This window comes from Streptomyces sp. NPDC036764 (genome assembly GCF_055609385.1).
The window spans coordinates 2,364,449-2,391,018 of the sequence record NZ_JBVJPT010000001.1; the positions used below are offsets into that span (position 1 = coordinate 2,364,449).

Here is a 26,570-nt window from a genome sequence, read left to right on the forward strand (position 1 = left end):
GGCCGGACGCGCAGGTCCCGGCGCCCCTGGTCATCGCTCAACTTCTCCTTTCGCCAAGACCGAGGTATGTCATGAGCACGTTTCACCTCAGCAGGCGGTCCGTTCTGGCCGGCTCCGCCGCAGTCGCTGCGGTCGTCTCCCTGCTGACGGTTTCGGGGCAGGCTCAGTCCGCCGATTCCGCGGCCGTCGCGAAGAGCGGCTACCGGTGGCGCAACGCCGTCATGGGCGGCACCGGGTTCATCACCGGGGTGCTGTTCCATCCGTCGGCGCGAGGGCTCGCCTACGCCCGGACCGACATCGGGGGTGCCTACCGCTGGGACGCCCGGACCGACATCGGGGGTGCCTACCGCTGGGACGCCCGGACCGACATCGGGGGCGCCTACCGCTGGGACGCCCGGACCGACATCGGGGGCGCCTACCGCTGGGACTACCGCACCGACCGCTGGGTCCCGCTGACCGACCACCTCGGATGGGACGACTGGAACCTCCTCGGCGTCGAGGCCATGGCCGTCGACCCCGCCCACCTCGACCGTGTCTACCTCGAACTCGGCACCTACGCCCAGTCCTGGGCCGGCAACGGGGCCGTGCTGCGCTCCGAGGACCGGGGTGCCACCTGGAAGCGCACCGACCTCACCGTGCAGCTCGGCGCCAATGAGGACGGGCGCGGATGCGGTGAACGGAGCACGTCCGACGGCGCGACCCGGGAGGCGGTCCCCGGGCAGCCCACCGGCACCGCCGCCAAGGTGCCGATCCGTGCCGCGTACGACAAGCACGCGCGCGAGCTGTATGTGACCGCCAACGCCCCCGGCCCCAACGGGCAGTCGGACGGCGGCGTGCACAAACTGCGTACCGCCGACGGCAAGTGGACCGATGTCACCCCGGTGAAGCCCAGCGGAACCACGGCCGACGGCTCCGCCGACGCATTCGGCTACGGCGGTGTCACCCTCGACGCCCGCCGGCCCGGGACGCTCGTAGTGTCCACCAACAACCGCTGGGCCGAGACCGACACCGTCTTCCGTTCCACCGACGGCGACACCGTCTTCCGTTCCACCGACGGCGGCCGCACCTGGACGTCCCTGAAGGACACGGCCGTCCTCGATGTCTCCGAGACCCCCTACCTCAAGTGGGGCAAGGGCAAGCCCAAGTTCGGCTGGTGGATCCAGGCCGTCGGCCTCGACCCGTTCGACTCCGAGCACGTCGTCCACGGCATCGGCGCGCCCCTGTACGGCACGCGCGCGATCTCAGACGGCAGCGTGCCGCTGTGGTCCCTCGCGCACTGGGACGGCACCGTGTACCCGGCGCAGCGCTCGGCGGACAACGGCACCACCTGGTCCGAGGTCACCTCCCTCCCGAAGGGCGCCCTCCTGGTCGCGGACCCCGTGGACCCGACCTGCTTCTACGCCTACGACACGACCGCCGGCACGCTCCACGCCGGCACCGACAGCGGCCTGACCTTCACCGCCCGGGCCACCGGCCTGCCCTCGGGCGACGCGGGCTTCCAACTGGCCGCGGCCCCAGGACGCTCGGGCGACCTGTGGCTCAGCGCCAAGGAGAACGGGCTCCACCGCTCGACCGACGGCGGCGCCGGCTTCACCAAGGTCGGAAGCTGCCGGGCCGCGCACACCCTGGGCTTCGGCAAGGCCGCCAAGGGTGCCTCCTACCCGGCGATCCACATGGCCGGCGCCATCGAAGGCTTCAACGCCATCCACCGCTCAGACGACGAGGCGAGGACCTGGATGCGGATCAACGACGACCATCACCAGTGGGGCTGGACCGGCATCGCCATCACGGGCGACCCGCGGGAGTACGGCCGGGTCCACCTGACCACCAACGGGCGCGGCGTGCAGTACGGGGAGCTGGTCTGATGCCCGGCCTGAGTGACGCGACCCGCGGCCGCCTTCTCTTCGGCGGCGACTACAACCCCGAGCAGTGGCCGGAGCGGACCTGGCACGAGGACGTCCGGCTGATGAAGGCGGCCGGCGTCAACTCGGTCACCCTCGGCGTCTTCTCCTGGGCGAAGCTCGAACCCCGGCCGGGGGAGCGGGAGTTCGGCTGGCTGGACCGGCTGATGGACCTGATGCACGAGAACGGCATCGGCGTCGTCCTCGCCACGCCCACCTCCTCACCGCCGCCCTGGATGGGCCGGCTCCACCCCGACACCCTGCCCGTCACCGAGGACGGCCGCACCGAGTGGTGGGGCGGGCGGCAGCACTTCTCACACTCCAGCGCCACGTACCGGCGCTACGCCGCAGCCATCACCGAGGACCTGGCCGCCCGCTACTGCGGCCACCCGGCCCTCACCATGTGGCACATCAACAACGAGTACTGCACCTACGACTACGGCGACGAGGCGGCGGCGGCCTTCCGTCGCTGGCTGCGGGACAGGTACGGCAGCCTCGACGCCGTCAACGAGGCCTGGGGCACCGCATTCTGGAGCCAGGGCTACGACACCTGGGACGGCATCCTGCCGCCCCGCCTGCCCCACTACATGCGCAACCCCGGCCACGTGCTGGACTTCCGGCGCTTCACCTCCGACATGCTCCTCGAGTGCTACACCGCGGAGCGGGACATCGTCCGCCGCCACACCCCGCACATCCCGGTCACCACCAACTTCATGTCAGTCTTCTTCGGCCTGGACGCCTGGCGCTGGGCCGAGGAGGAGGACGTCGTATCCGTCGACATCTACCCCGATCCGCGCGACCCCCTGGGCGCCCAGCACGGCGCTCTCGTCCAGGACCTGACCCGCTCCCAGGCCCGTGGACCCTGGATGCTCATGGAGCAGGCGGCCGGCCCGGTCAACTGGCGCGGGGTGAACCACCCCAGGCCGCGCGGACTCAACCGTCTGTGGTCCCTGCAGGCCGTGGCCCGCGGCGCGGACGCCGTCTGCTACTTCCAGTGGCGCCAGTCCCGGCAGGGCGCGGAGAAGTTCCACTCCGGGATGGTCAGCCACGCGGGCGAACAGGGCCGCACCTTCCAGGAGGTCAAGCAGCTCGGCGCCGAACTCGCCCGCATCGGCGGGGAGGTGACGGATGGTCATATCAGTGCGGACATCGCGATCCTGCACGACTGGCATTCCTGGTGGGCGGGCTCCCAGGACGGCCGCCTCTCCACTCACGTCGACCACCCCACCGTCCTCCACGCCTGGCACCGCGCCCTGTGGGAGGCCCACCTCACCACCGACTTCGCCCACCCCGAGCACGACCTCACCGGCTACCGGCTGGTCGTCGTCCCGCAGCTCTACGCGATGACGGACGCGGCGATCGAAAACCTCCTCGGCTACGTCAGCGGCGGCGGCACCCTCGTGACCGGCTTCCAGACCGCCGTCGCCGACGAGGACGACCGGGTTCGCCCGGGCGGCATGGACGCCCGGCTGCGCGAGCTGTTCGGCATCCGCACCCTGCACGAGTGGTGGCCGCTGGACGCGGGGGAGACCGTCACCTGCGAGGGCTTCCGGGGCTCGATGTGGTCCGAGGAGCTGGAGGGCGACGGCACCGCCGAGGAGGCGTTGCCGTACAAGGGCGGTGAGCTCGACGGGCTGCCCGCCGTCCTGCGCAAGGGCCGGGCCTGGTACGTCTCCACGCTCCCGGAGCCGGAGGCGCTGCGCGACCTGCTGACCCGGATCGCCTCCGGCGCGAGTGTCCGGCCCGCGCTCGACGGAGTCCCCGAGCAGGTCGAGGCGGTACGGCGGGGCGAGGTGCTGTTCGTGCTCAACCACGGCCTCGAGCCGGTGACCGTCGAGGTGCCCGGCACCCACCACGACCTGCTCACGGGTGAGGCCGTGACCGACCGGGTGACCCTCGGCCGCTACGGCGTGGCGGTGCTCCGGTCATGACCACGGTCAACGGGCCTGCACTGATCTAGATGCCTGTCCAGCCGACCCCACCGGCTGGTCCCCTTGCCCGCGCTGTCGCCCGCGATCCCGGCGGGCTGTCTCACGGAGGTACGTCAGAACTTCTTCCGGCGACGTGGAGCCGATTGACCTCGTAGCCGGAGAGGACCACGTCCTCAGCATGGGGGCGTGGTAGCAACCCCCACATTTCCCCCCACCCGTGGAAGGGACACCATGGTTAAAAGCACGATGCGCAAGATCACCATGGCGGTGCTCGCGCCGGCGATGGCTCTCGGTGCCACCGTCGGACTGGCCTCCGCCCCCGCTTCGGCGGCAGTCTGGAACTCCTGCGGCCAGTGGGCCAGCACCAATCTGAACGGCTACACGCTCTACAACAACATCTGGGGCTCCGGTGCGGGCGGCCAGTGCATATGGGCCAACTCCGGGACCGGCTGGGGTGTCTGGGCCGACCACCCCAACACCGGCGGCATCAAGTCCTACCCCAACTCGACGAAGACGATCAACAAGACGATCGACTCCCTCGGCTGGCTCAGCAGCGACTACAACGTCAGTGTCCCGTCGTCCGGCGCGTACAACACGTCGTACGACATCTGGGACACCGACCACGACTACGAGATCATGCTCTGGGTCAACTACAACGGAGCCGTCGGCCCGATCGGCGGCTATGAGGGGAACGTCTCCCTCGGCGGCCACAACTGGAACGTCTACAAGGGCACCAACGGGTCCAACGAGGTCTTCTCGTTCCTGCGGACGTCCGACTCCAACTCCGGCAACGTGGACATCAAGCCGATCCTCCAGTGGCTCGCCTACACCAAACGCTGGATGGCCGGCAACGAGACCATCGGTGAGGTGCAGTTCGGCTACGAGATCACCTCGTCGTCCGGCGGGCTCAACTTCAACACCAACAACCTGACCGTCAGCGGCGGCTGACCCGACAACAGGGCCCAGGCCGGTCCGTGCCTGATGCCAGGCGCGGTCGGCCTCGGCCCGAGTTGCGTCGGAGAGTGGGCGTGGGCCCCGCACGTGTGGTGCGGGGCCCACATGGTCAGCAGGTCGAGTTTGTCTGGGTGAGGAGGGCGAGCCGCCATGGGAGGAGGTTGTAGTCGCCGCCCGCGTTGGGGTTCATGCCCTGGTAGAGGTACTGGAGCCGGCAGGAGGGGATGGTGAGTGTCTGGTCGTATCCGGCGCGGATCATCTCGCCGTGACTGATGTCCCTGGTCCAGGCCCCGGAGGGGAAGGCGACGTTGTTGGCCCGTGCGAACGGGTTGCTCTCGGACGCGGCCAGGGGTGTCCAGGAGCCGGCGAGGCTGCCCGAGGTCCAGGAGCGGAAGTAGCGTCGGCCGTCCGATCCGATGGCCTCGACCAGGAGCAGGTACTGATTGGTGCCCTGCACCTTGTAGACGTTGCTCGCCTCGAACAGGGCGTACTTGGAGTCCTGGGCCGCGATGACGGTGTTGGTGAAGCCGTTCGGGAACTGGCCGACGGTCGTCTGGGAGCGGTACAGGTGCCCGTTGTCGTCGGAGGAGAACAGGTAGCAGTTGGCGCTGTCACAGATCACCCACATGTCGACCCAGTAGCCGTTGCCGATGTTCTGCTTGATGATGTCGGGCATCGACGAGTAGAAGTTGCGGGGCGCGCTCCACCCGTTCGGGTTGCTGATGTCGGGGTTGGTGGAGTACGAGGCGTTGCCTGTCTGGTACACGAGGTACCACAGGCGTTGCGGCGCGTAGTAGAAGACCTGCGGCGCTGCCCGGTAGCCGGCGCCGATGGCGCTGCGGTCGAGGTAGTGGTGGGTGGCCGAGCCGGCCTGGGACCAGTCGCTGAAGTTCAGGTACACCAGGTTGTATCCGGAGGAGCTGGCGACGCTCGCGAACACGTGGTACTTGCCGTTGTACTGGACGACGGTCGGGTCCTTGATCCCGGCGATGTTGTGGGTCGAGTCCGGCTTGGGGGCGATCAGCGGGCCGCCGGAGCTCCAGGAGAAGCGTGAGGGCAGCGCGGCGGCGGACCGGGCCGAAGAGGTGTCGGCCCTTCGTGTCGTGGGCGTGCCGCCCAGCGCGGTGAGCGTCGACTGGTAGGCGGGCTTCTTGTTGCCGCCCCGGTCGAACAGCAGCGGGTTCTCCGAAGCCCGCCAGGAGTCGCTGTCCCGGATGCCCCAGACGGTGATGCCGGTGCAGCGCGCCACGTTCATGCAGGCCCGCACCGTGTTCGCGTACGCGGTCGGCGGTGCCTGGGCGATGTCCAGCTCGGTGATCTGGACGTCCACGCCGAGGGCGGCGAAGCTCGACAGCGTCGTCTGGAAACTGGCGGGCGGGCCGCCGGTACCGAAGTGCGACTGGAGGCCGACGCAGTCGATGGGCACGCCGCGCGCCTTGAAGTCGCGCACCATGCGGTAGACGCCCTGGGTCTTCGCGTCGCTCCAGTTCTCGATGTTGTAGTCGTTGTAGCAGAGCTTGGCCGCCGGATCGGCCGACCGCGCGGTGCGGAAGGCCTGCTCGATGAAGCCGTCGCCCAGCAGGTTCTGGAACACCGAGGGGCGGTGCTGGCCGCTGCCGCCGTCGGCGAAGGCCTCGTTGACGACGTCCCAGGAGTGGATCCGGCCCTTGTAGCGGTTCATCAAGCCGGTGATGTGGTTGTTCATCACGCTGCGCAGCGTGTTCGCGTCCCTGATGGAGCTGACCCAGTTGGGCAGTTGGGAGTGCCAGACCAGGGTGTGGCCGCGTAAGCGCTGACCGCGGGACGTCGCGCCGTTGACGATCTGGTCGGCGGGGCCGAAGTTGAACGAGCCACGGGACGGCTCGGTCGTGTCCCACTTCATCTCGTTCTCGGGTGTGACCGAGTTGAACTCGCGGCCCAGGATCGAGGTGTACGTGCCGTCGCCGAGCCTTCCGGCGGCCACCGCGGTCCCGAAGTACCTTCCGGACTGCGCGGCTTGTGCGCCGAGCGTGGAGGCCCGGACGGCATCGGGTGCGGCGGTCGCGGCAACCGGCGTCACCAGTGCGGCCGCGGCCAGAAGGGCCAGCAGCGAGGCTCGGCGACGGCCGAGGTGTTTCAGCGGGTTCATGGTTCTCCTCGTACGGTCGGATGGGGGGTCGGGGTGTGCGATCCTCCGTTCGTTCAGGGCGTGGACAGCTCGAACCGCGTGACGCGGACAGTGCCGCCGAGTGCCTGCGTGGCGTGGTTGAAGAGGGCGAATCGGTAGCCCATGAAGAACCGCCAGTCGTTGCCCATGGAGAACGCGGGCCCGAGGCGGGTGAAGGTGGTCCCGTCGGTGCTGTAGGAGAAGGTGCCGGGGCGTGCCGAGCCGGGGCGGATGTCGGCGCCGGCACGCAGCCAGATCCGGCCGCCGGGGACGGCCGCGCTCGCGACCTCGGTGCCCGTGCCGGTGGTGTTCCAACTGCCGTCCATGGTCAGCCCGTTGACCATCACCACCCGCGTCGCGCCGCCCTCGCGCTTGACGCCGATCCAGGCGGAGGAGTCACGCAGAAGCGCGAGTCCGGCCCGGTCGCCGTCCCGCATCGCGGAGTGGTCGAGCTGGACCGTGGCGGTGGAGGTGGGGCCCTGGATGCGGTGGGTGAGGGTGTTGCGGGCCCAGTACAGGTCGTTGGTGACGGTCGCGGTCCGCAGGGTGAGGCCGTTGCCGACCGACCACTTGGTGTTGTCCGGGTTGTGGTTCCACTCCCACCTCGGTTTGAGGGCGGTGCCGTCGAAGGTGTCGACGCCGATCATGGGGGTGACCTGGCGGGGTGGAGCGGGCACGGCTGGGCTCGGATAGGAGGTGCCCCACGCGCCGTTCACGAGTTGCACGACGGGCCAGCCGTCCGAGGTCCAGGTGACGGGTGCCAGGGCGGGCATCCGGCCGCCGGGGTAGGCGTCGACGAAGGCCATGTAGTACCAGGCACCGCTCTGCGTCTGCACCAGCCCGCCCTGGTGCGGGACGCCACCACCGGGGATCGGCCCGCGCAGGTCGAGCAGGACCTGACGCATCGTGTACGGACCGAAGGGGCCGCTCGACGACTTGAGGATGTACTGGCCGTTGGCGGGGCGGGTCAGGAAGATGTAGTACTGCCCGTTGATCTTGTAGAAGCGGGAGCCTTCGAGGGTGCCGACACTGGACGGTGTCGTGAACACCTGCTGCGTGCGCACCTGGTCGCGGCCGTCGGGCGAGAGCTGGGCCACGCTGATCGTGGTGTTCCCGTACGCCACGTACAAGGAGTCGTCGCTGTCGACGAGCAGCCCCGCGTCGTAGTACGGCGTGCCGATCGTCGTCAGCCTGCTCCATGGCCCCTCGACGGCGGTGGCGGTGTAGAGATACGTCCGGGCGAAGTCGATCTGGCCCAGCCAGTAGAACGTCCTGTTGCTCGGACGGTAGGCCAGCGATGATGCCCAGATCCCTCTGACATAGCCACGGGCACCGTTCAGGTCGTACTTGGCGCCGAAGTCGAGGACCGGCACCGAGTGACCGGCGATCTCCCAGTTCACCAGGTCGTACGAACGCAGGACGGGTGCGCCCGGCGAGTAGTGCATGGTCGAGGCTGAGGCGTAATAGGTGTTGTCGACGCGGATGACGTCGATATCCGCGAAGTCCTGCCAGATCACCGGGTTGGTGAACTCCGCGGCGGCCAGGGCGGCCGACCTGGGGGAGGAAGCGGAGGCGGCGGCGGTCCGTGATGACCCTGCCAGAGGCAGGAACGCGCCGGTGACCAGTCCGGAGGCAGCGGCCAGCGCCCGGCGACGCGGCATGCGTTGATGAGGGCATGACAGATCCATGAGTGGCGTTCTCCTTGGGTGGCCCGGTCGTTGCGGAGGGACCGGATCAATCCATTGCGTTCGCAATGTCGAACAAGGGTCGGCGTGTCGGGCCTTTTGGATGATAGGAGGTCGACGGATCACGTCAATACCTCTCGCATGATTCGCATTAGGAGTCGAAACATTCGGAACCCGGCGGAGTCGTGCTGCCGCAGGGCGGTTGGCCGGATGTCGCAGATCGGCGAGGCTCTATTCGGTCGTACGAGGTCGTGCGCCAACTCTGTATGTCGAATGGTGTTGACATGTTCGGTGGCCTCCTTAGGATGCGTGACGCTTCGACTTTCCGAATTGCATTCGAAATTTCGACCCAGAGCATCGCCCTCGAGGTGTCATGAACGTGACATGAAGGAGCCTCCGTGCCCAGACGATCAGGCAGACGACTGCTCCACCTCTTCGCGGCCGTCGCGATGACGGTCGCCGCGACTGTCACGGCCGCTGCCCACTCCACGGCTTCCGCCGCGCCCGGCAGTCCGGCGCTCACCCCGCCGCTCGGCTGGAATAGCTGGAACAGCTTCGGGTGCGGGATCACCGAGGCTCAGGTGCGCCAGGCCGCCGACGCGATGGTGTCCTCGGGCATGCGCGACGCCGGCTACCGGTACGTGGTGGTCGACGACTGCTGGTTCGACCCGCAGCGCGACGCGGCGGGCAACCTGCGGGCCAACCCGACCAAGTTCCCCAGCGGGATGAAGGCGCTCGGGGACTACATCCACAGCAAGGGCCTGAAGTTCGGCATCTACCAGGTGCCGGGCGAACGCACCTGCGCGCAGACCAGCGGCGCCTACCCCGGGTCGACGGGCAGCAGAGGGCACGAGGCTCAGGACGCCGCCACATTCGCCTCGTGGGGCGTCGACTACCTCAAGTACGACTGGTGCTCCTCCAGCGGTACCCGCGACGAGCAGGTCGCGCGGTTCACGCTGATGCGTGACGCCCTGCGTGCCACCGGACGGCCGATCGTCTACAGCATCAACCCCAACAGCTTCCACGCCATCACCGGCGCCACCTACAACTGGGGCGAGGTCGCCGACCTGTGGCGGACGACCGAGGACCTGCTCGACATCTGGCAGAACAACAACACCAACAGCTATCCGATGGGCGTCGGCAACGTCCTGGACGTCACCGCGCCCCTGGCCGCTCAGTCGGGCCCCGGGCACTGGAACGACCCCGACATGCTGGTCGTCGGACGTCCCGGCCTGTCACTGACCGAGTCCCGCTCCCACTTCGCCCTGTGGGCACTGATGGGCGCTCCGCTCATGGCCGGCAACGACATCCGCACCATGTCCGCCGACGTGAGCACGATCCTGCGCAACCCGCGTCTGCTGGCGGTGAACCAGGACTCGCTGGGCGCGGGCGGGCGCAGAGTGCGCGACGACGGCGACACCGAGGTGCTCGCCAAGCCCCTGTCCGACGGCTCCGTCGCGGTGGGCCTGTTCAACCGGGGTGGTGGGACGGCGACCGTCACCGCCACGGCCGCGCAGGTCGGCCTGTCCGGTGGGCCGTTCACCCTCACCGACCTGTGGACCGGCACCACGTCCAGCACCTCCGGCCAGATCTCGGCGAGCGTCCCCGCGCACGGCGTCGCCGTGTTCAAGATGACCGGCGGCAGCCCGCTCGCCGCCACCACCGCACGCCTGCGCGGCACCGGATCCGGCCGCTGCCTGGATGTCGACAACGCCTCTACCGCGGCCGGGGCCACGGCACTGATCTGGGACTGCCACACCGCCGCCAACCAGCTCTGGACCACCTGGGCCGGCGGCGAGATCCGCGTCTACGGCGACAAGTGCCTTGACGCCTACAACCAGGGCACCACCAACGGCACCCGGGTCATCACCTGGCCCTGCAACGGCCAGAACAACCAGAAGTGGACCGTCGGCTCCGACGGGTCGATCCGCAACGTCCACGCGGGACTGTGCCTCGACGTCAACGACGCCGGCACGGCGGGCGGGACCCCGCTGGTCCTGTGGACCTGCAACGGCCAGGCCAACCAGAAGTGGACCCGCGCGTGAACCGCCGCGGCTTCAGAAGGGGAGTTTCACGATGACGAGGACAAGATCCTTCTTATGTACCGCCGTGATCGCGGTGCTGGTCGTCCTGAGCATGGGAGGCACGGCACTGGGCCACGGCCGGGGCGCGAACGCCCCGCTCACGGCCTCCGGGATGGCCGCCCCGAGCTCCGGCTGCGGCAAGGCCCCCACCCTGACGAGTGGTACGTACACGATCTCCAGCGGCGGCAAGACCCGCAGCTTCATCCTGCGCATCCCCGACGGCTACGACCGTAACCGCGCCCACCGCCTGGTCTTCGGATTCCACTGGCTGGGCGGCACCTCCACCGACGTCGCCACCGGCCGCACCGTGGAAACGGGCACCTGGGCCTACTACGGACTCCAGCGACTGGCGAACAACAGCGCCATCTTCGTCGCACCCCAAGGCCTCAACAACGGCTGGGCCAACAACGGCGGGGAGGACGTCACGTTCGTCGACGACATGCTCAGGCGCATCGAGACGGACCTGTGCGTCGACACGACACAGCGCTTCGCTCTGGGATTCAGCTACGGCGCCGCCATGTCGTACGCCCTCGCGTGTTCCCGCGCGACGGTCTTCCGCGCGGTCGCGGTACAGAGCGGCGGGCAGCTCAGTGGATGCAGCGGCGGCAACCAGCCGATCGCCTACCTCGGCGTGCACGGCCTCAGGGACAACGTCCTCGGCATCGCCGGCGGACGGGCCCTGCGGGACAGGTTCGTCAGGAACAACGGCTGCACCCCCCAGAATCCGCCCGAGCCGGCGCAGGGCAGTCTGACGCACCGAGTCACCGCCTACTCGGGCTGCTCGGCCGGACATCCGGTCGTCTGGGCGGCCTTCGACGAAGGGCACATCGCCGCGCCACAGGACGGGGCCCCGGGCGACAGCGGCAGGACCTGGCTGCCGGGAGAGGTGTGGAAGTTCTTCACACAGTTCCGTGCACCGAAGTGACCAGGTAGACGGCTGACAAGGCGCCGGGCGCTGAGCAAGCGCCCGGCGCCGGTCACGTCACGTCATGTCTTGGTGCAGGTGCTCCCGTTCAGACTGAAATCGCCCGGCGCGGCGAAGGTGCCGCTGTAGGTGCCCTGGAACCCGAACGTCTGGCTGCCGCCGGGGGCGATGCCCGCGTTGTGCGTCAGACCGCTCGCTGTGACGGACCCCGAGGACGAGGAGAGGGAGGCGTTCCAAGTGCTGGTGACCTGCTGGCCGGAGGGCAGGGTGAACGCGAGGCGCCAGCCGTCGACGGGTGCCGAACCGGTGTTGGCGACGGTGACGTTCGCGGTGAAGCCGCCCTGCCACACGTTCGTGGCGTACGACACCGCGCAGCTCGTGGCATCGCCCGGGCCGCTGGGTCCACCGCCAGTGTTGACGGTGGACGAGAACGAGTTCACGGCCAGCCCCGCGCCGTTCTGCCAGGGCTCGAAGCCGGCCTGAACGCTGGTCAGGTACCAGTTGTTCTGTGCCAGGCCACGGGCCACGGCCTGCCGTACGAAGTCCATGACGTCGAAGCTCCAGCCGCCGATCGCCGACGGGGCGACGAAGGAGAGCACGTCGTTGGAGCCGTTGCCGCCCGACCACACCTGCCAGGTGCGTCCGCCCACGGTGGCCGTGCCGACCCGGGAGCCGATGGGCTGGATCGGGCCCACCTTGTTGAGCCAGATCATGATCTCGGTCTTGTTCACGCCGTCCGTGCGGGGCGTCGGGTCCAGCCAGATGTCGTAAGAGGCGTTGTAGACGGCGTCGCCGACGTAGCCGTACGAGATGCTGCTCGGCGCGCTGGAGATGCGGGAGAGTTGCGCGGGGAGGTTGGTGCCCGGCGAGCAGTTGGTGTAGTGGCAGCCGTTGAAGAGGGACGGGTACGACTTCGGCCCGCCGGTGGTGGGCACGGAACCGTCGGCCCGGGTGAGCCGGAAGCCGGTGTCGGTGGCGGTGACGCACTGGGGCTCGCTGGTGCCCCAGCGGTTGTTCTGGACGACGTAGCGCCCCTGGACGACTGTCGAGCCGAACTGTTCGCAGACAGTCGTGTCGGCTTGGGCCGGGGGCGTGGCGGCGAACAGCGCGGCGACGGTGGCGAGCGCGGTGACGAGCGTGCCCAATGTGCCGCGCACGGTGCGGGAAAGGTGGGGTAGCGGTCGCATGCGGGACCTCTTTCGGAGGTGCGGCCGGACGGGGTGTGGGGCGCCCCGCCTCCGCATGAGTGGGAGCGCTCCCATGTGCTGTTGCTGACGGACTGTAGGAAATTTGCATGTCCCTGACAAGGGTGTGCGTCGAAAGGGATGGCATGCGGAGACGCCGATGCCCTGGTTGCCCGCGACGTGGGCAACCAGGGCGAGGGGCCTGTCGGTCAGGATTCCCTGACAGCCGTACCGGTGACAGAGTCTCCGGACTTCGTGACCTTGTACTTCACCTTGGCGCCGCTGTGGAAGTGGAAGGTCAGCGTCGCCGGTTCGCCGTCACGCAGGGACTTGAGCGTCTCGGCGGTCAGGATGATCGTGCCGTTCGGGACGTCCGGCCGGAAGGCGATGTTGAACTCCTGGAACGGAGTCCAGCTCGTCGGGCCGGCGTTGGTGCCGTCGGCGTACGTGGCCTCCATCGTCGCCAGGTCGTCTCCCTGGTACTTCGTGGGAATGGCGAACCCGTCCTTCGTGCCCGTGGTGTCCGAAAGAACCGGGGTGTCGTACGTGATCACGTCGATCTGCCAGGGCAGACCCTTCGAGAATTGGGCCTGGAGCGTCGAGTTGACTCCGTACGCACGGTCACCGGCCAGCTTGGTCAGCGTCGATGCCCTCAGGGTGATCCGGTCCTCGAAGAGGGTGTAGTCCCGGCCCTCGGCCAGCTTGGTGTCGCCGTGCCACAGCCCGCGGAACTTCAAGCCGTTGCGGTTCAGGGTGAGCGACTGCTCCTCGATCCGGCCGGACTTCTTCAGGTAGATCCGGTCGAAGGAGGTGGTTCCGGAGCGTGTGGTCCAGCTCGATTTGATCCACGCGAAGAGCGCGGGGTCGCGCCACTTCAGGGTCTCGCGGTTCAGGTAGGCGAAGCCCGGGTCCCACAGGGCGGTGGTCACACCGGCGGTGCGCGCCAGGTGCCCGATGTGCTCGTAGTACTTCAGTGCCTCGCCCCGCTCGATGCGGGAGGGGTGGTTGTCGTCGGGGTAGGCGAGCAGGCCGTACTCACCGACGTAGACGGGGATGCCCCGGTCGGTGAAGACATGCTTCATCCGGGCGAAGACGTCGTCCGCGTCGTTCCGGGCCTTGTCGTCGTACCGGGTGCCGCCGGCGATGTTCACACTGAACGGGAAGAAGCTGTAGTAGTGCACGGTGGCGACGAGGTTCTTGTCGCGCAGCCCGCTGATCGTGTTGTTGAGGCTGTCCATGAAGTCCTGGGACGGGGTGCCACCCGGTGTGGTCAGGACGAGCAGACGGTTCTTGTTCCCGCCGCCCGAAGCGCGGACGACCTTGTGGAACGAGGTGTTCAGCTCATGCACCAACTCGGCCTTCCGCGCGTCCGTGACGTCGCCGAAGCTCGGTTCGTTGATGCTCTCGAAGAGCAGGGTGCGCGGCTCGTCGCGGAACGCCGCGGAGACCTGCGTCCACAGGGAATCGAAGCGGGCGAGCACCTGGTCGCGGTCCGTGGAGATCTTCCAGACCCACTGCCAGGAGTCGTGGTGCACGTTGAGCACGACGTAGAGGTCCTCGGCCTGTGCCCAGTCCACCACCTGCTTGACACGGCTCATGTACGCGGCGTCGACGGCGTACGGCGCGGTGTCCTTCTGGTAGTTGCTCCAGGTCACCGGGATGCGGACGCTGCGGAAGCCCTGCGCCCGTACGGTCTTGAACAGCTCCCTGGTGGCCTTGGGGTTGCCCCAGGACGTCTCCTCCGGAATCGCGTCCAGGGTGTTGCCCAGGTTCCAGCTCGGCTGCATCGCCGCGACGGCGTCCATGGCGCGGGCCGGAACCTTGACCGGGGAGCCTCCCTGCTGTGCCGTGCCGCCGGGCGCGGCGATCGCGGTGCTGCCGGCCAGTCCCAGGATGACGAGCAGCGCCATCAGCAGGCCGGCGAGGCGTCCTGGGCCGCGTCCGGGGTGGCGCGCGGGTTGCCGCATGTCCTTCACGTGTCGTGCCTTTCGGTCGGTCGTGCCTTTCGGCCGACGGTTCGGATCGGTTGCGTCAGTGATCGGAGGGGACCCTGGTTCAGTGGTCAGGAGGAGGTGGGTTCACTCGTCGAGGGGGCTCGTAGTCGAACCAGTCGAAGTGGACAGTGCCTGCCGCGGCGTACATGCCGGTGACATGGCCGGTGAAGCCGCCGGCGACCTCCGTGGACAGGTAGCGGCCGTCGAGGGTCGCGAGTTCGGTGAAGGTTCCGTCCGGGGCTTCGATGCCCAGGGAGACGACGTCGGGTCCGGTGCAGGGCCCGTGCGGTGACGGTGGGTCGGTGACGGTGACGGTGACGGCGAGGGCGAGGGCCACAGGCCCGGCGGGCACGGACTGGGCGGCCACGACCGTGCGCAGGGAGCCGACGCGTGAGATCACCCGCACCTCCGTGCCGGATGCCTCGATCGCGTAGTGGTGCCGCTCGTCCAGCCGTACGGCGAGGCCGCCGCGCCCCTGCTCCGGGTCGACCGCTCGACCAGAGGCAGGGACCCACGCGGGCCGTTGCCCGCCTCGTCCGGCCGTCCGAGGTGCGTCAGGTGGGCGCTGCCGTCGTCGCCGAGGGCGAATTCGAGGTGCAGGGCCTCATGACCCCAGCGAAATCTCCGCTGTTCCGTTTCTATGGTGGCCGTTTCCAGGCCAGTGGCCGCGCAGGACCGCGCAGGCGCCGGGCGGCAGTTCGTGGGCCGTCCGGCCGGTGAGCAGGTCGTGGGCGGGATCCGGCAGAGGCACGGCGTCCTCGGTGTGGTTGATCAGGACGTGCCAGCGACGGCCGTCGGCCGCGTGCCGGGTGACGGCCTCGACACCGGCCGGCAGGTCCGGCAGCTCCGGCTCGACGCCGGCTTCCTTCAGGAGCCGTCCGACCAGAGCGCCGTAATCGGCGTCGTCCAGGCGGGTGGAGAGATACCAGCCCTGTCCGGTGCCGAAGCGGTGCCGCGTGAGCGCCGGGCTGTCGGCGAGCATGCCGTGGGTGTAGGCGGCGAGCGTTTCGGCGCCCTCGGTGCGCAGGGACTCGCTCCAGACGGTGCCGTGCGAGCCGTCGGACAGGGTGATCCGCTCCTCCGTCCGCAGCGGCCGGTGCTCCTCGACGCGGATGCCCAGTGCCTCGCGCAGCGGTGTGGCCGGGTAGCCGCCGAGCCGGGCGTGCATGCGGTCGTCGACATAGCCGGTGGCGTGCTGGACGAGGAGCGTCCCCCCGCCCTCGACGTAACGGCGCAGGTTCTGCGCACCCTTGTCGGACAGCAGGAACAGGGAGGGGGCGATGACCAGCCGGTAGCGGCCCAACTCGTGCTCCGGGTGGGCGAAGTCGACCGTGACGCCCGCGTCCCACAGCGCGCGGTGCGCCCCGGCGAGCGGCGCGTGGTAGTCGAGGCGGGAGGAGGGCAGCCCGTCCGCCTCCAGTGCCCACATGGCGTCCGGGTCGTCGAGCACGGCCACCTGCGCGGTGACCGTCGATCCAGCCAGCTCCCCGAGCGCGGCGACCGCCTCACCGGTCTGCGTGACCTCGCGGAAGATACGGCTGTCGGGGCCCGCGTGCGGGAGCATCGCCGAGTGCCAGGTCTCGGCGCCCGCCCGGGACTGCCGCCACTGGAAGAACAGGGCGCCCTCCGAACCGCGCGCGATGTGGCCGAGGCTGTGGCGCAGTACATCACCCGGCTCCTTGCCGATGACCTGATCGCCGTCGTAGACCGTGCTGGTGCCCTGCTCCATCAGCAGCCACGGGCGGCCGCCGGCCAGGGAGCGGGAGCGGTCGGCGTAGTAGGCCACATGTGCGGCGCCGTCGAGGCCGTTCGCGTCCGGGTACTGGTCGGAGCTGACGACGTCGAGTTCGCGGGCGAACGCCCACAGGTTGAGCCGCAGGTAGTACGGCAGCATCAGGTTCGTCGTCACCGGGCGGTCGCTGTGCTCGCGGATCGCGTCGCGCTGCTCGCAGTAGGCGGCGACGATCTCGTCACCCCAGAAGCGATGGAAGTCCACAGTCTGGCCGGGGTTCTTGTGGTACTGCGTCGCGCGGGGCGGCAGCACCTGTTCCCAGGAGGTGTAGCGCTGGCTCCAGAAGGCCGTTCCCCAAGCTTCGTTGAGGGCGTCCAGCGAGCCGTGCCGGGCGCGCAACCACACTCGGAACGCGGCCGCCGCGTGGTCGCACCAGCAGAGCGTGCCGTACTCGTTGTGCACGTGCCACAGCGCGAGGGCGGGGTGGTCGCCGTACCGTTCGGCCAGCGCGGAGGCGATCCGGCGGGCCGCGCTGCGGTAGGCGGGCGAGGCCAGGCAGTAGGTGTCGCGGCTGCCGTGCACGAGGCGGGTGCCGTCGGCCCTGACCGCCAGCACCTCGGGGTGGGCGAGGGTGAACCAGGGCGGCGGGGAGGCGGTCGGGGTGGCGAGGTCGACGGCCACGCCGTTCGCGTGGAGGCGTTCGATGTGGGCGTCCAGCCAGGTGAAGTCGTAGCGTCCCTGCTCCGGTTCGAGCAGGGCCCAGGAGAAGACTCCGAGGGTGGCCAGGTTGACCCTGGCCCGGCGCATGAGTTCGTCGTCCTCCTTCCAGACCGGCTCGTCCCACTGCTCGGGGTTGTAGTCGCCGCCGAAGGCGAGGCCGCCCAGGCGGTCGGTGATGCTGCGTGCCGTCATGGCGGTGAGCCTTTCCCGTGCACTGTCGAAGCGCTTCACTTGCGAGGGAAGGTAACGGACGTGTTTCGAGCGAAACAAGAGCTCGTGTGGGAGGAAAACTTTGTCTCTACTGGTCCATTGACAGCCAGTGAGCGAAAATGACAGCGTCGATGCGCTTCGACAACTCATTGTCCATCTCTGTCTCCGCCCCCCGTACACGCCCGACTGCCGAGGGATCTGTCTCGTGGCTTCTCCGTCGTCCTCCAGCACCGCGCGCCTCGGCACCGCCTACGCCGAGATCACCCACTTCGAAGCCGAGGTCGCGCGTGCGGCCACCGGCGACCGCCACACCTGGACGGACGGTTCCGAGTGAGCACCCCGCCTTTCCCGAAGCTGCCCGCCGGATTCCGCTTCGGTGCGGCCACGTCCGCCTACCAGATCGAGGGCGCCCATGACGAGGACGGCCGTGGACCGTCCATCTGGGACACCTTCAGCCACACCCCCGGGCGCACTCGCGCGGGTGCCACCGGCGACGTAGCCGCCGACCACTACCACCGCCACCTCGAGGACGTGGCGCTGCTGCTCGATCTCGGCGTCGACGGCTACCGCTTCTCGATCGCCTGGTCCCGGCTGCTGCCCCAGGGTGTCGGACCGGTCAACGCCAAGGGGTTGGACTTCTACGACCGCCTCATCGACGACCTGCTGGCCGCCGGTGTCGCCCCCGCAGTCACCCTCTACCACTGGGACCTCCCGCAGGCCCTGGAAGACCGTGGCGGCTGGCGCGTGCGGGAGACCGCCCATGCCTTCGCGGCGTACGCGGCGCTCGCCGCAGACCGCTTCGGCGACCGGGTGGAACGCTGGATCACCTTGAACGAGCCCTACTGCTCCGCCTTCGTCGGCTACGCCGAGGGCCGGCACGCCCCCGGCGCGCGGGAGGGATGGGGCGCCCTGGCCGCCGCCCACCACCTGCTCGTCGGCCACGGACTCGCCGTGAGCGCCCTGCGCGCGTCGGGGGCCCGGGAGATCGGCATCACCCTCAACCTGGACCGCATCCACGCCGCCTCCGACCGGCCCGAGGACCGCGCCGCCCTGCGCCGCGCCGAGACCCTGCACAACGACATCTGGACGGAACCGCTCTTCGCCGGACGCCATCCCCGGTACGAGGCCGAGACCTGGGCCGGGCTCGCCGACGGCCCCTGGCGGCTGCCGGGCGACCTGGACCTGATCGGCACCCCACTGGAATTCGTGGGCATCAACTTCTACCGGCCCCTCACCGTGGCCGCCGCACCACACCAAGTGGCCGACCCCGAGCAGCGCACCGCCGTGGACGTCGGCGTGACCGAACTGGACCCGTACGGCACCCGGCACACCACCATGGGCTGGCCGGTCGTCCCGTCCGCGTTCACCGAGCTGCTCCGCGACCTGCACGCCCGCTACCCGCAGTTGCCGCCGATCTGGATCACCGAGAACGGCTCCGCGGAGGCCGACACGGTCTCACCCGACGGACGCGTCCACGACCCCGACCGCGTCGGCTACCTCGCCGACCACCTCGCCGCCGTTGCCGACGCCGTCGACGCCGGTGTGGACGTACGCGGCTACTACGCCTGGTCGCTGCTGGACAACTTCGAGTGGGCGCGAGGCTATGACCAGCGCTTCGGCCTCGTCCATATCGACTACGACACCCTGACCCGGACCCCCAAGGACAGCTACCACTGGTACCGGGGCCTGATCACCGCGCACCGCGCGCGGACGGAGGGACCTGCCCGATGAAGTTCACGGACGGCTACTGGCTGATGCGTCCGGGCTGCACCGCCCGCTATGCCACCGAGGTCGGCGATGTTCGCGTCGACGACCACCGGATGACCCTGTACGCACCCGTGAAACACGTCAGCCGACGCGGGCAGACCCTCAACAGCCCGCTGCTGACCGTGGAGTGCTGGTCCCCTGCCGAGGGGGTCATCGGTGTGCGGACCACCCACCACGCCGGATCGGTGCGCCGGGGACCGGAGTTCGCGCTGCCCGGAGCCGATGCCGGCGCCGGCAAGGTGAGCCGGGAGGGAGCGGTGCTGGAACTGGCCTCCGGCGAACTGACGCTGCGGGTGGACACGGAACAGCCGTGGCGACTGGAGTTCACCGCCGGCGGGCGCGTGCTGACCTCCGCCGGCGAGCGCGGCACCGGATTCGTCACCGACGCCGAGGGCCGGCACCACATGGTCGCCCAACTCGCCCTGGGAGTAGGTGAACTGGTCTACGGGCTGGGGGAGCGGTTCACCCCGTTCATCAAGAACGGGCAGGTGGTGGACATCTGGCAGGCCGACGGCGGCACCAGCAGCGAACAGGCCTACAAGAACATCCCGTTCCACCTGACCAACCGTGGATACGGCGTCTTCGTGAACCACCCGGGCAAGGTCGGCTACGAGGTCGGCTCGGAGGCCGTCGGCCAGGTCCAGTTCAGCGTCGAGGACCAGTCGCTGGAGTACTTCGTCGTATACGGGCCGACTCCGAAGCAGGTCCTGGAGCGCTACACCTCGCTGACCGGGCGCCCGGCCCTGCCGCCCGCCTGGGCACTGGGCCTGTGGCTGACCACGTCGTTCACGACCGACTACGACGAGGCCACCGTCCAGGGCTTCATCGACGGTATGGCCGAGCGCGGCATCCCGCTGAGCGTCTTCCACTTCGACTGCTTCTGGATGCGCGCCTACCAGTGGTGCGACTTCGAGTGGGACGCCGAGACCTTCCCCGACCCGGCGGGCATGCTGGCCCGGCTGAAGGACCGGGGACTGCGGATCTCCGCCTGGATCAACCCCTACATCGCCCAGAAGTCCGAGCTGTTCGAGGAGGGCATGCGCGAGGGCCACCTCGTACGCCGCCCGGACGGCAGTGTGTGGCAGTGGGACCTGTGGCAACCGGGCATGGCCCTGGTCGACTTCACCAACCCGGCCGCCCGCGACTGGTACACCGGCAAACTGCGCACCCTGCTCGACCAGGGCGTGGACTGCTTCAAGACCGACTTCGGCGAACGCGTCCCCACCGACGTCGTCTGGCACGACGGCTCCGACCCGGAGCGGATGCACAACTACTACACCCATCTCTACAACCAGGCCGTCTTCGACCTGCTCCGCGAGGAGCGCGGCGAGGGCGAGGCGATGCTGTTCGCCCGCTCGGCCACCGCCGGCGGCCAGCAGTACCCGGTGCACTGGGGCGGCGACTGCGACTCCACCTTCGGTGCCATGGCCGAGTCACTGCGCGGCGGACTCTCGCTCGGCCTGTCCGGGTTCGGCTTCTGGAGCCACGACATCGGCGGCTTCGAGGGCACCCCGACGCCGACCGTCTTCAAGCGATGGGTGCAGTTCGGGCTGCTCTCCTCGCACAGCCGCCTGCACGGCAGCAAGTCGTACCGCGTCCCGTGGGACTACGGCGAGGAAGCCGTCGAGGTCACCCGCGAGTTCACCCTCCTCAAAAACCGCCTCGCCCCGTACCTCCAGCGCGCCGCCCAGCAGGCCCACACCACCGGCATCCCGGTGATGCGGGCGATGGTCCTGGAGTTCCCCGACGACCCCACCGCCGCCGTGCTCGACCGGCAGTACATGCTCGGGGACGACCTGCTCGTCGCGCCCGTCTTCACCGACGACGGCACGGTCGAGTACTACGTGCCCGAGGGCACGTGGACCAACATCCTGACCGGCGCCCAGGTCACCGGCCCCAACTGGGTACGCGAGCGGCACGGCTTCCACACCCTGCCGCTGCTCGCCCGCCCCGACTCCGTCATCCCCCTCGCCGCCGACGACCAGCGCCCGGTCTCGGCCTGGGCCGACGGCGTCGAACTGAGGGTGCACGCCTTCGCCGACGGTGCCCGACGCACGGTCGTCATCCCGCGCACGGACGGCCCCGGTGAGACGGCCTGCTTCGACGTCCACCGCGAGGGAGACCACCTCCGCGTCACGACCGACAGCCCGCACCCCTGGCGACTGCGCATCGGCGGCCCCGACGGCACCGTGCACACCGGCACCGAGGGGCGGGCGACGACCGAGTTGCGCTACGAGAACTGAGTGGGTGCTTTTCGACCCGGTGCATTTGCTGTCCAGAGGGCGCTTTCGCCCTCGACGAGGTCCCCGCAGTCGCGGGTGAACTGGCCGGCCGTCACGTGCGGAGCAAGCTCGTGCACGGGTTCCGCTGAATCAACAGGGATGGCTCTCGACCACGATCGTGGTCGAGAGCCATCCCCTTGCCTGCAAGGGGCCTTACGGCACGGGCCGGCGCCCGGCCAGGCTCAGCACTTAGAACCCCTAACGGAATGCTCTACGCGGACTTGAGAGCTAACTCAGGGGACGTGAACGAACGCGGTTGCTACTGTCCGGACGTGACCCTGACTGACCTCAACAACGGCTTTCGTGACGATGAGCAGCGGCGGCGCGTCCAGAGGCTCATTCATGATCGCCTCGCAGACGACCGTGACCCGCAGGAATGCCGCTTCCTCATGCGGTTCTGGTGGCAGCTGGTCATGTCGTACCAAGAGGTGTCGATGGACGAGCTCAGCCGGAACGTCAGCACGCCGAAGCTGGACGTGATCGAGGCACTGATCAGCGCCATCAGGTCGTCCCATGCCGACATCGACGCCTGGATCACCACCACACAGCAAGTCTTCCCGGTGATCCAAGATCGCGGCTTCAGTGCTGCCCAGGACAACGAAAGCTAACGCGCCCGAAGCTTCTTCAGCCGTCGCCAGCAGAGGATGCTGCAAGCGAGGCTGAGGAAGGCTTCGTGGATGTCATCGCGTATCTCCCAGCGGATGCGCAGGCGGCGGAACCAGTGCAGGTGGGCGAACGCTCGCTCGACAACCCAGCGTTGGGTGCCCAGGCCGGAGCCGTGCTCGGTGCCGCGGCGGGCGATCTGCGGCTTCACGCCGAGGTCCCAGAGCAGGCGGCGGTACTTGTCGTGGTCGTAGCCGCGGTCGGCCAGCACCACATCAGGGCGGCGCCGGGGCCGGCCGCGCTTGCCCCGCACCGGTGGTACGGCCTGGAGCAGCGGGATCAGCTGAGTGACGTCGTTGCGATTGCCGCCGGTCAGAGTAGCGGCGAGTGGGATGCCGGTCGCGTCGGTGATCAGGTGGTGTTTGCTGCCCGCCCTGCCCCGGTCGACAGGGCTTCGTCCCATCTTGGGGCCCCCTTTAACGCGCGGATGTGGGAGCCGTCGACCGCCGCACGGGAGAAGTCCAGGGCATTCGCGCCGCGGAGCTCGGCGAGGAGGACCTCGTGCAGCCGTGGCCACACCCCTGCCTCGGTCCATTCGGCCAGGCGACGCCAGCAGGTCATGCCGGAGCCGAAGCCGAGTTCCTGCGGAAGGTGTTCCCAGGCGATCCCGGTGTGCAGCACGAACAGGATCCCCTGGAACACCAGCCGGTCCGGCTGCCGCTTGCGCCCTGGATGCCGAACCCGACGCTCCACCTTGGGCAACAACGGCTCGATCACCGCCCACAGCTCGTCATCGACATCCCACGGCTTCCGCCGAGCCACCCCACACCTCCGGATCATCGGTCCGGAGTGATCCAACCACCTTGAAGATCATTTCGTTAGGAGTTCTTAGCGCTCAGCGCTTGGCCACGAAGACATGCGCGGCGGCCTGCGTGGGGAGTTCCGCGGCCTCCCTGCCGCTGCTGACCATCACACCGCCGGGCGAGGACGTCACGCTCACGACCGTGCCGGGCTGCACCCCGGCGCGCCTCAGGGTGGACATCAGTTGGGGGTCGGTCTGGATCAGCTCGCTCATGTGCAGTACGACCGCGCTCGCGCCGTTCGGCTCGGGCTTGAGGTCGCTGAGGCTGACCATGCTCTCGTCGGGGAACGGATCCAAGGTGCTCTTCCCGCCGAGTTCCTCCAGGCCCGGGATCGGGTTGCCGTAGGGCGACTTGGTCGGGTGCCGTAACAGCTCGAGGACGTGGCGTTCGACGGCCTCGCTCATCACGTGCTCCCAGCGGCAGGCTTCGGCGTGGGCCTGCTCCCACTCCAGCCCGATCACGTCGACGAGCAGGCACTCCGCGAGCCGGTGTTTGCGCATCACGCGCGTGGCGATCCGTCGGCCCTCCTCCGTCAGCTCCAGGTGCCGGTCGGCGGCGATGTGCAGCAGACCGTTGCGCTCCATGCGGGCGACGGTCTGGCTGACGGTGGGGCCGCTCTGGTCCAGGCGCTCGGCGATGCGGGCGCGCATGGGGGACACGCCTTCTTCCTCGAGCTCCAGGATCGTGCGGAGATACATCTCGGTGGTGTCGATGAGTGGGGACATGCTGTTCGTCAGGCGGGGGTTTCGGCCGTGGCGGTCAGGACCGCGCGGCCGAGGATGTGGCCGGCCATGGTGAAGCCGAGGATGGCCGGAGTGGCGTCGGCCGGGACGCCGATGGAGGCGACGTCGAGGGCGTGCACCACGACGAAGTAGCGGTGTTGGCCGTGCCCGGCCGGCGGTGCGGCGCCGATGAAGCGGGCTGCGCGGGCGTCGTTGGGCAGTTGGAAGGCACCCTCGGGCAGGCCCGAGCCGGTGTCGTCGCCGGCGCCCTCGGGCAGCTCGGTGACGGTGGCGGGGATGTCGGCGACCGCCCAGTGCCAGAACCCGGACCCGGTGGGGGCGTCGGGGTCGTAGACGGTGACGGCGTAGCTCTTGGTGCCTTCCGGGGCGCCGCTCCAGGAAAGCTGCGGGGAGGCATCCTTCCCGCCGGGGACGCCGGAGGAGTACTGCTCGGGCGACCATGCGGCGCCGTCGGTGACGGTGGTGCTGGTAACGGTGAAGGAGGCCGCCTCGGGGAGGCGGGCGAAGGGGTCGTTGGCGCTCATCGCGTCGTTCCTTTCAGGCCGTGCTGTGGGGTGGGTTGGCGGTGATGCGGCCGACGGGCCCACAGAGTCGCGTAGCGGCACCGCCGCCGCCTTTCACTGACCGCTGGATCGACCATAACACCAATAATCGATTATTCGCTGGATCGTCTATGCTGGAGGCATGACTCAGACGGCCCACACCGCGACCTCACCGGGGAAGCAGATGCTCTCCGAGCAGGTCTACGCACGCCTGCGGGACGCGATCATGCGTGGGGACTACGCCCCCGGTGACGCCCTCAAACCGCAGGACCTCGCCAAGGAACAGGGAGTGAGCCTGGCCGTCGTGCGCGAGGCGCTCGTGCGGGTGGTCGGCGAGGGTCTCGCCGACCGGCTGCCCAACCGCGGCTTCGCAGTCCCGGCCTTCTCCGACCGCCGCTGGCAGGAGATCACGGAGGCTCGCCGGACCATCGAACCGGTCGTGCTGCGCATGTCCATCGAGCGCGGCGACGTCGACTGGGAGGCCCGCGTACGCGCCGCCCACCACCGTCTGGCCCGCACTCCGGCGTACGTTCCGGAGGAGGGCGAGTACTACAGCAGCGCATGGTCCGAAGCCCACCGGGTCTTCCACCGCACCCTCCTGGAGGGGTGCGGCAACCCCGTCCTGCTGGAGACCTTCGACCGGATGTGGACCGCGAGCGAACTGGCTCGCCGCTGGTCGGCGCACCGCAACCCCGACCGGGACGGCGTCGACGAGCACCGTCGACTGGAGGAGGCGGCGCTGGCCCGCGACGCCGACACCGCGGCCGAGCTACTGACCCAGCACCTCACCCAGACCGCGGCCGGACTGACCGGCTGTACCCACCGCGAACCCGCGAAGGAAGCCTGATACGCCTCGCCGACCTGGCTGGAGATCTGCACCTGATCACCGACACCGGAGCTGTGGACGTCGCCGACGCGCGGCCGGGCTATCTCCTCCGCACCCACCTGCTGCCTGCCGTACTGCCCCCGTCCTGCGCAACGCCCTCCTGCGCCTGCCCACGACCGTCCTCGTACTGGCTTCTCTGGGCTTTCTCGGTCTGGGCGAGCAGCCGCCCACCGCGGAGTGGGGCCGTCTGCTGTCCGAGAACCAGCCGTACGTGGAACTGGCGCCCTGGACCGTACTCGGCCCGGCGTGCGCACTCGTCCTGCTCTCCGTGCTCGCCGTATCCGGCACGGACGCCGTGGCTGCGCGCAGCTCGGCGTCCGTCCAGACATCCCGTCGGTCCCGTGGGAGTGGGGTGCAGGCGCAGGGCGGGATCAGTGCCGGGCGAACTGAACCCCCGTCGGTTGCACGACGTTCGGCCGCAGCGCGATCCCGGTGACTGTCAGACGTTCTCCGTAGATGTCCGTGACCCTGATCGCCTTGCCGCACCCGCTGCCGTCGGCGGAGATGAAGTAGTTGTATTCCGTGCGGGGCAACTGCCGCCAGCCGCCGCCGGTCTGAACCTCCAGGCGGGCGACCGGGTTGCGGTGGCCGATCGCCTGGATGGCGCACCAATAGGGGCTGGACCCGGTCTTGTACCTGATGGACATCATCTCGGAGGTGCTGGGGCTCACCAGTTGCCAGGTGATCGGGATCCGGCCGACCTTGAGGTCGGCGAGCTTGGCGAAGGCCTGTTGGCTGAGGTCGATCTGCCCGGGTGCGCAGGGCAGGGGGCATTCGTTGGTGATCCGTACGGTGATCGACTTGCCGCTGGCCGCGCGGACGAGCACGTACGCGCCGCACGCCCTGGACGTCTCGTAGTCCGTGGTGTTCATGGCCGCGATCATGAGGTCGGGACTCGGGCCGAACAGGCAGGCGCCGTTTCCGTCCGCGGCCTCGTAGGCGGTGGCGACCCCGGTGTAGGTGGTGCCGGGCTGAATCCGTCCTGCCGACGGTGCCGTGGTCGACACTGTTCGCTGGGACTTCGGGGTGCCTTTGGCCGACGGTCGTGCCGACGCGGTGGTCGCATTGGCCGTCGGACTGGGGGTGCCGGTCGCACTCGGCGTCCCCGACGGGCTCGGGGTACCCGAGGCGGTCGAGGTGGTGGTGGCTCTCACCTGGGTGGTGGCGATGGGTGTGGCCGCGGCAGTCTTTGCATCCGCCTCGTGGTCGGGGAGCGACCCCATGACCAGGTAGGCGAGAACGCCCGCGGCGGTCACCGCCAACGTGGCGCCCAGCATGAGCCTGCGTCTTTGCCTGCGCCGGCGCGCGGCCTGCCTCGCTGTCTTCATACCTGTCCGTTCGGGAGATCGAGCCGATGGTGCACTACTCAGTGGCCGCCGGAAGGGAATAGGTTGCCGACGTTTTTTTCTCAGTGTGTC

At 69.2% G+C, this 26,570-nt stretch carries 19 protein-coding genes and 2 pseudogenes; 11 read left to right on the plus strand and 10 right to left on the minus strand.

Going from position 1 to position 26,570, the window contains the following annotated elements:
- Positions 1–221: 221 nt before the first annotated feature.
- From ACZ69Q_RS09730 to ACZ69Q_RS09740, 3 genes are all read left to right on the plus strand, one after another.
- Positions 222–1,865, plus strand: a complete 1,644-nt coding sequence (locus tag ACZ69Q_RS09730) for a hypothetical protein (protein WP_471040182.1) — start codon at positions 222–224, stop codon at positions 1,863–1,865.
- A complete protein-coding gene (locus tag ACZ69Q_RS09735; RefSeq protein ID WP_471039083.1) occupies positions 1,865–3,832 on the plus strand; it encodes a beta-galactosidase in 1,968 nt (655 codons plus the stop codon). The genes ACZ69Q_RS09730 and ACZ69Q_RS09735 overlap by 1 nt, the downstream gene beginning before the upstream one ends.
- 231 nt (positions 3,833–4,063) lie before the next feature.
- Positions 4,064–4,780 carry a glycoside hydrolase family 12 protein gene (locus tag ACZ69Q_RS09740; RefSeq protein ID WP_471039086.1) on the plus strand — a complete coding sequence of 239 codons (717 nt, stop codon included), beginning with the start codon at positions 4,064–4,066 and terminating at the stop codon, positions 4,778–4,780.
- A 115-nt stretch (positions 4,781–4,895) separates the two neighbouring features.
- Here ACZ69Q_RS09740 and ACZ69Q_RS09745 read toward each other — a convergent pair whose 3' ends face one another.
- Both ACZ69Q_RS09745 and ACZ69Q_RS09750 read right to left on the minus strand, forming a co-directional pair.
- On the minus strand, positions 4,896–6,914 hold the full coding sequence (locus ACZ69Q_RS09745; RefSeq protein WP_471039088.1) for a glycoside hydrolase: 2,019 nt from the start codon (positions 6,912–6,914) through the stop codon (positions 4,896–4,898).
- Positions 6,915–6,967: 53 nt separating this feature from the next.
- Positions 6,968–8,593, minus strand: coding sequence for a glycoside hydrolase family 43 protein (locus ACZ69Q_RS09750; RefSeq protein ID WP_471039091.1), 1,626 nt, complete (start codon positions 8,591–8,593; stop codon positions 6,968–6,970).
- Positions 8,594–9,015: 422 nt separating this feature from the next.
- Here ACZ69Q_RS09750 and ACZ69Q_RS09755 point away from each other — a divergent pair, with 422 nt between their 5' ends.
- Both ACZ69Q_RS09755 and ACZ69Q_RS09760 read left to right on the plus strand, forming a co-directional pair.
- The gene (locus tag ACZ69Q_RS09755; protein WP_471039095.1) at positions 9,016–10,662 is read left to right on the plus strand and encodes a glycoside hydrolase family 27 protein; all 1,647 of its coding nucleotides are present in this window, start codon (positions 9,016–9,018) and stop codon (positions 10,660–10,662) included.
- 64 nt (positions 10,663–10,726) lie between these two features.
- Positions 10,727–11,626 (plus strand): CE1 family esterase, encoded by a 900-nt coding sequence (locus tag ACZ69Q_RS09760; protein ID WP_471039098.1) that lies wholly within the window; start codon positions 10,727–10,729, stop codon positions 11,624–11,626.
- Positions 11,627–11,688: 62 nt separating this feature from the next.
- On the opposite strand, the gene ACZ69Q_RS09765 is transcribed toward ACZ69Q_RS09760, so the two are convergent.
- The 4 genes and pseudogenes from ACZ69Q_RS09765 to ACZ69Q_RS09780 all read right to left on the minus strand — a co-directional run bounded on the left by ACZ69Q_RS09765 (position 11,689) and on the right by ACZ69Q_RS09780 (position 17,448).
- Positions 11,689–12,813, minus strand: a complete 1,125-nt coding sequence (locus ACZ69Q_RS09765) for a glycoside hydrolase family 12 protein (RefSeq protein ID WP_471039100.1) — start codon at positions 12,811–12,813, stop codon at positions 11,689–11,691.
- A 206-nt stretch (positions 12,814–13,019) separates the two neighbouring features.
- Positions 13,020–14,786: a cellulase family glycosylhydrolase gene (locus ACZ69Q_RS09770; protein ID WP_471039103.1), complete on the minus strand. Its 1,767-nt coding sequence runs from the start codon at positions 14,784–14,786 to the stop codon at positions 13,020–13,022.
- Positions 14,787–14,865: 79 nt separating this feature from the next.
- Positions 14,866–15,300 (minus strand): annotated as a pseudogene (locus ACZ69Q_RS09775) (beta-xylosidase family glycoside hydrolase); the annotation flags it as partial.
- A gap of 108 nt (positions 15,301–15,408) precedes the next feature.
- The gene (locus tag ACZ69Q_RS09780; RefSeq protein ID WP_471039110.1) at positions 15,409–17,448 is read right to left on the minus strand and encodes a beta-galactosidase; all 2,040 of its coding nucleotides are present in this window, start codon (positions 17,446–17,448) and stop codon (positions 15,409–15,411) included.
- A 223-nt stretch (positions 17,449–17,671) separates the two neighbouring features.
- Here ACZ69Q_RS09780 and ACZ69Q_RS09785 point away from each other — a divergent pair, with 223 nt between their 5' ends.
- From ACZ69Q_RS09785 to ACZ69Q_RS09800, 4 genes are all read left to right on the plus strand, one after another.
- The gene (locus ACZ69Q_RS09785) at positions 17,672–17,800 is read left to right on the plus strand and encodes a hypothetical protein (protein WP_471039114.1); all 129 of its coding nucleotides are present in this window, start codon (positions 17,672–17,674) and stop codon (positions 17,798–17,800) included.
- Positions 17,797–19,197 (plus strand): GH1 family beta-glucosidase, encoded by a 1,401-nt coding sequence (locus ACZ69Q_RS09790; RefSeq protein ID WP_471039118.1) that lies wholly within the window; start codon positions 17,797–17,799, stop codon positions 19,195–19,197. Before ACZ69Q_RS09785 ends, ACZ69Q_RS09790 begins: the two co-directional genes overlap by 4 nt.
- The gene (gene yicI, locus ACZ69Q_RS09795; protein ID WP_471039122.1) at positions 19,194–21,476 is read left to right on the plus strand and encodes an alpha-xylosidase; all 2,283 of its coding nucleotides are present in this window, start codon (positions 19,194–19,196) and stop codon (positions 21,474–21,476) included. The genes ACZ69Q_RS09790 and yicI overlap by 4 nt, the downstream gene beginning before the upstream one ends.
- 311 nt (positions 21,477–21,787) lie before the next feature.
- On the plus strand, positions 21,788–22,123 hold the full coding sequence (locus ACZ69Q_RS09800; RefSeq protein ID WP_471039126.1) for a hypothetical protein: 336 nt from the start codon (positions 21,788–21,790) through the stop codon (positions 22,121–22,123).
- On the opposite strand, the gene ACZ69Q_RS09805 is transcribed toward ACZ69Q_RS09800, so the two are convergent.
- The 3 genes from ACZ69Q_RS09805 to ACZ69Q_RS09815 all read right to left on the minus strand — a co-directional run bounded on the left by ACZ69Q_RS09805 (position 22,120) and on the right by ACZ69Q_RS09815 (position 24,248).
- A protein-coding gene (locus tag ACZ69Q_RS09805) for an IS5 family transposase (RefSeq protein ID WP_471040184.1) occupies positions 22,120–22,958 on the minus strand; the annotation gives its coding sequence in 2 pieces (ribosomal slippage) (positions 22,120–22,611 and positions 22,614–22,958; 837 coding nt in all). The genes ACZ69Q_RS09800 and ACZ69Q_RS09805 overlap by 4 nt on opposite strands.
- Positions 22,959–23,013: 55 nt before the next feature.
- The gene (locus ACZ69Q_RS09810; RefSeq protein ID WP_471039131.1) at positions 23,014–23,706 is read right to left on the minus strand and encodes a metal-dependent transcriptional regulator; all 693 of its coding nucleotides are present in this window, start codon (positions 23,704–23,706) and stop codon (positions 23,014–23,016) included.
- A gap of 8 nt (positions 23,707–23,714) precedes the next feature.
- Complete coding sequence (locus ACZ69Q_RS09815; protein WP_471039136.1) at positions 23,715–24,248, minus strand: YbhB/YbcL family Raf kinase inhibitor-like protein; 534 nt, start codon at positions 24,246–24,248, stop codon at positions 23,715–23,717.
- A gap of 160 nt (positions 24,249–24,408) precedes the next feature.
- Between ACZ69Q_RS09815 and ACZ69Q_RS09820 the strand changes: the two genes are divergently transcribed.
- Together ACZ69Q_RS09820 and ACZ69Q_RS09825 are read left to right on the plus strand one after the other, a co-directional pair.
- Positions 24,409–25,113 carry a GntR family transcriptional regulator gene (locus tag ACZ69Q_RS09820; protein WP_471039140.1) on the plus strand — a complete coding sequence of 235 codons (705 nt, stop codon included), beginning with the start codon at positions 24,409–24,411 and terminating at the stop codon, positions 25,111–25,113.
- A gap of 77 nt (positions 25,114–25,190) precedes the next feature.
- Positions 25,191–25,588: pseudogene (locus ACZ69Q_RS09825) on the plus strand (ABC transporter permease subunit); the annotation flags it as partial.
- Here ACZ69Q_RS09825 and ACZ69Q_RS09830 read toward each other — a convergent pair.
- Positions 25,524–26,429 carry an expansin EXLX1 family cellulose-binding protein gene (locus tag ACZ69Q_RS09830; RefSeq protein WP_471039144.1) on the minus strand — a complete coding sequence of 302 codons (906 nt, stop codon included), beginning with the start codon at positions 26,427–26,429 and terminating at the stop codon, positions 25,524–25,526. The pseudogene ACZ69Q_RS09825 and the gene ACZ69Q_RS09830 sit on opposite strands and share 65 nt — an antisense overlap.
- Positions 26,430–26,570 lie beyond the last annotated feature (141 nt).

Bases quoted from the DNA above. Each gene is read 5' to 3' on its own strand.
- ACZ69Q_RS09730 (WP_471040182.1), top strand. From the start codon at position 222: ATGGGCGGCACCGGGTTCATCACCGGGGTGCTGTTCCATCCGTCGGCG.
- ACZ69Q_RS09735 (WP_471039083.1), top strand. From the start codon at position 1,865: ATGCCCGGCCTGAGTGACGCGACCCGCGGCCGCCTTCTCTTCGGCGGC.
- ACZ69Q_RS09740 (WP_471039086.1), top strand. From the start codon at position 4,064: ATGGTTAAAAGCACGATGCGCAAGATCACCATGGCGGTGCTCGCGCCG.
- ACZ69Q_RS09745 (WP_471039088.1), bottom strand. From the start codon at position 6,914: ATGAACCCGCTGAAACACCTCGGCCGTCGCCGAGCCTCGCTGCTGGCC.
- ACZ69Q_RS09750 (WP_471039091.1), bottom strand. From the start codon at position 8,593: ATGCCGCGTCGCCGGGCGCTGGCCGCTGCCTCCGGACTGGTCACCGGC.
- ACZ69Q_RS09765 (WP_471039100.1), bottom strand. From the start codon at position 12,813: ATGCGACCGCTACCCCACCTTTCCCGCACCGTGCGCGGCACATTGGGC.
- ACZ69Q_RS09780 (WP_471039110.1), bottom strand. From the start codon at position 17,448: ATGACGGCACGCAGCATCACCGACCGCCTGGGCGGCCTCGCCTTCGGC.
- yicI (WP_471039122.1), top strand. From the start codon at position 19,194: ATGAAGTTCACGGACGGCTACTGGCTGATGCGTCCGGGCTGCACCGCC.
- ACZ69Q_RS09810 (WP_471039131.1), bottom strand. From the start codon at position 23,706: ATGTCCCCACTCATCGACACCACCGAGATGTATCTCCGCACGATCCTG.
- ACZ69Q_RS09815 (WP_471039136.1), bottom strand. From the start codon at position 24,248: ATGAGCGCCAACGACCCCTTCGCCCGCCTCCCCGAGGCGGCCTCCTTC.
- ACZ69Q_RS09820 (WP_471039140.1), top strand. From the start codon at position 24,409: ATGACTCAGACGGCCCACACCGCGACCTCACCGGGGAAGCAGATGCTC.
- ACZ69Q_RS09830 (WP_471039144.1), bottom strand. From the start codon at position 26,429: ATGCTGGGCGCCACGTTGGCGGTGACCGCCGCGGGCGTTCTCGCCTAC.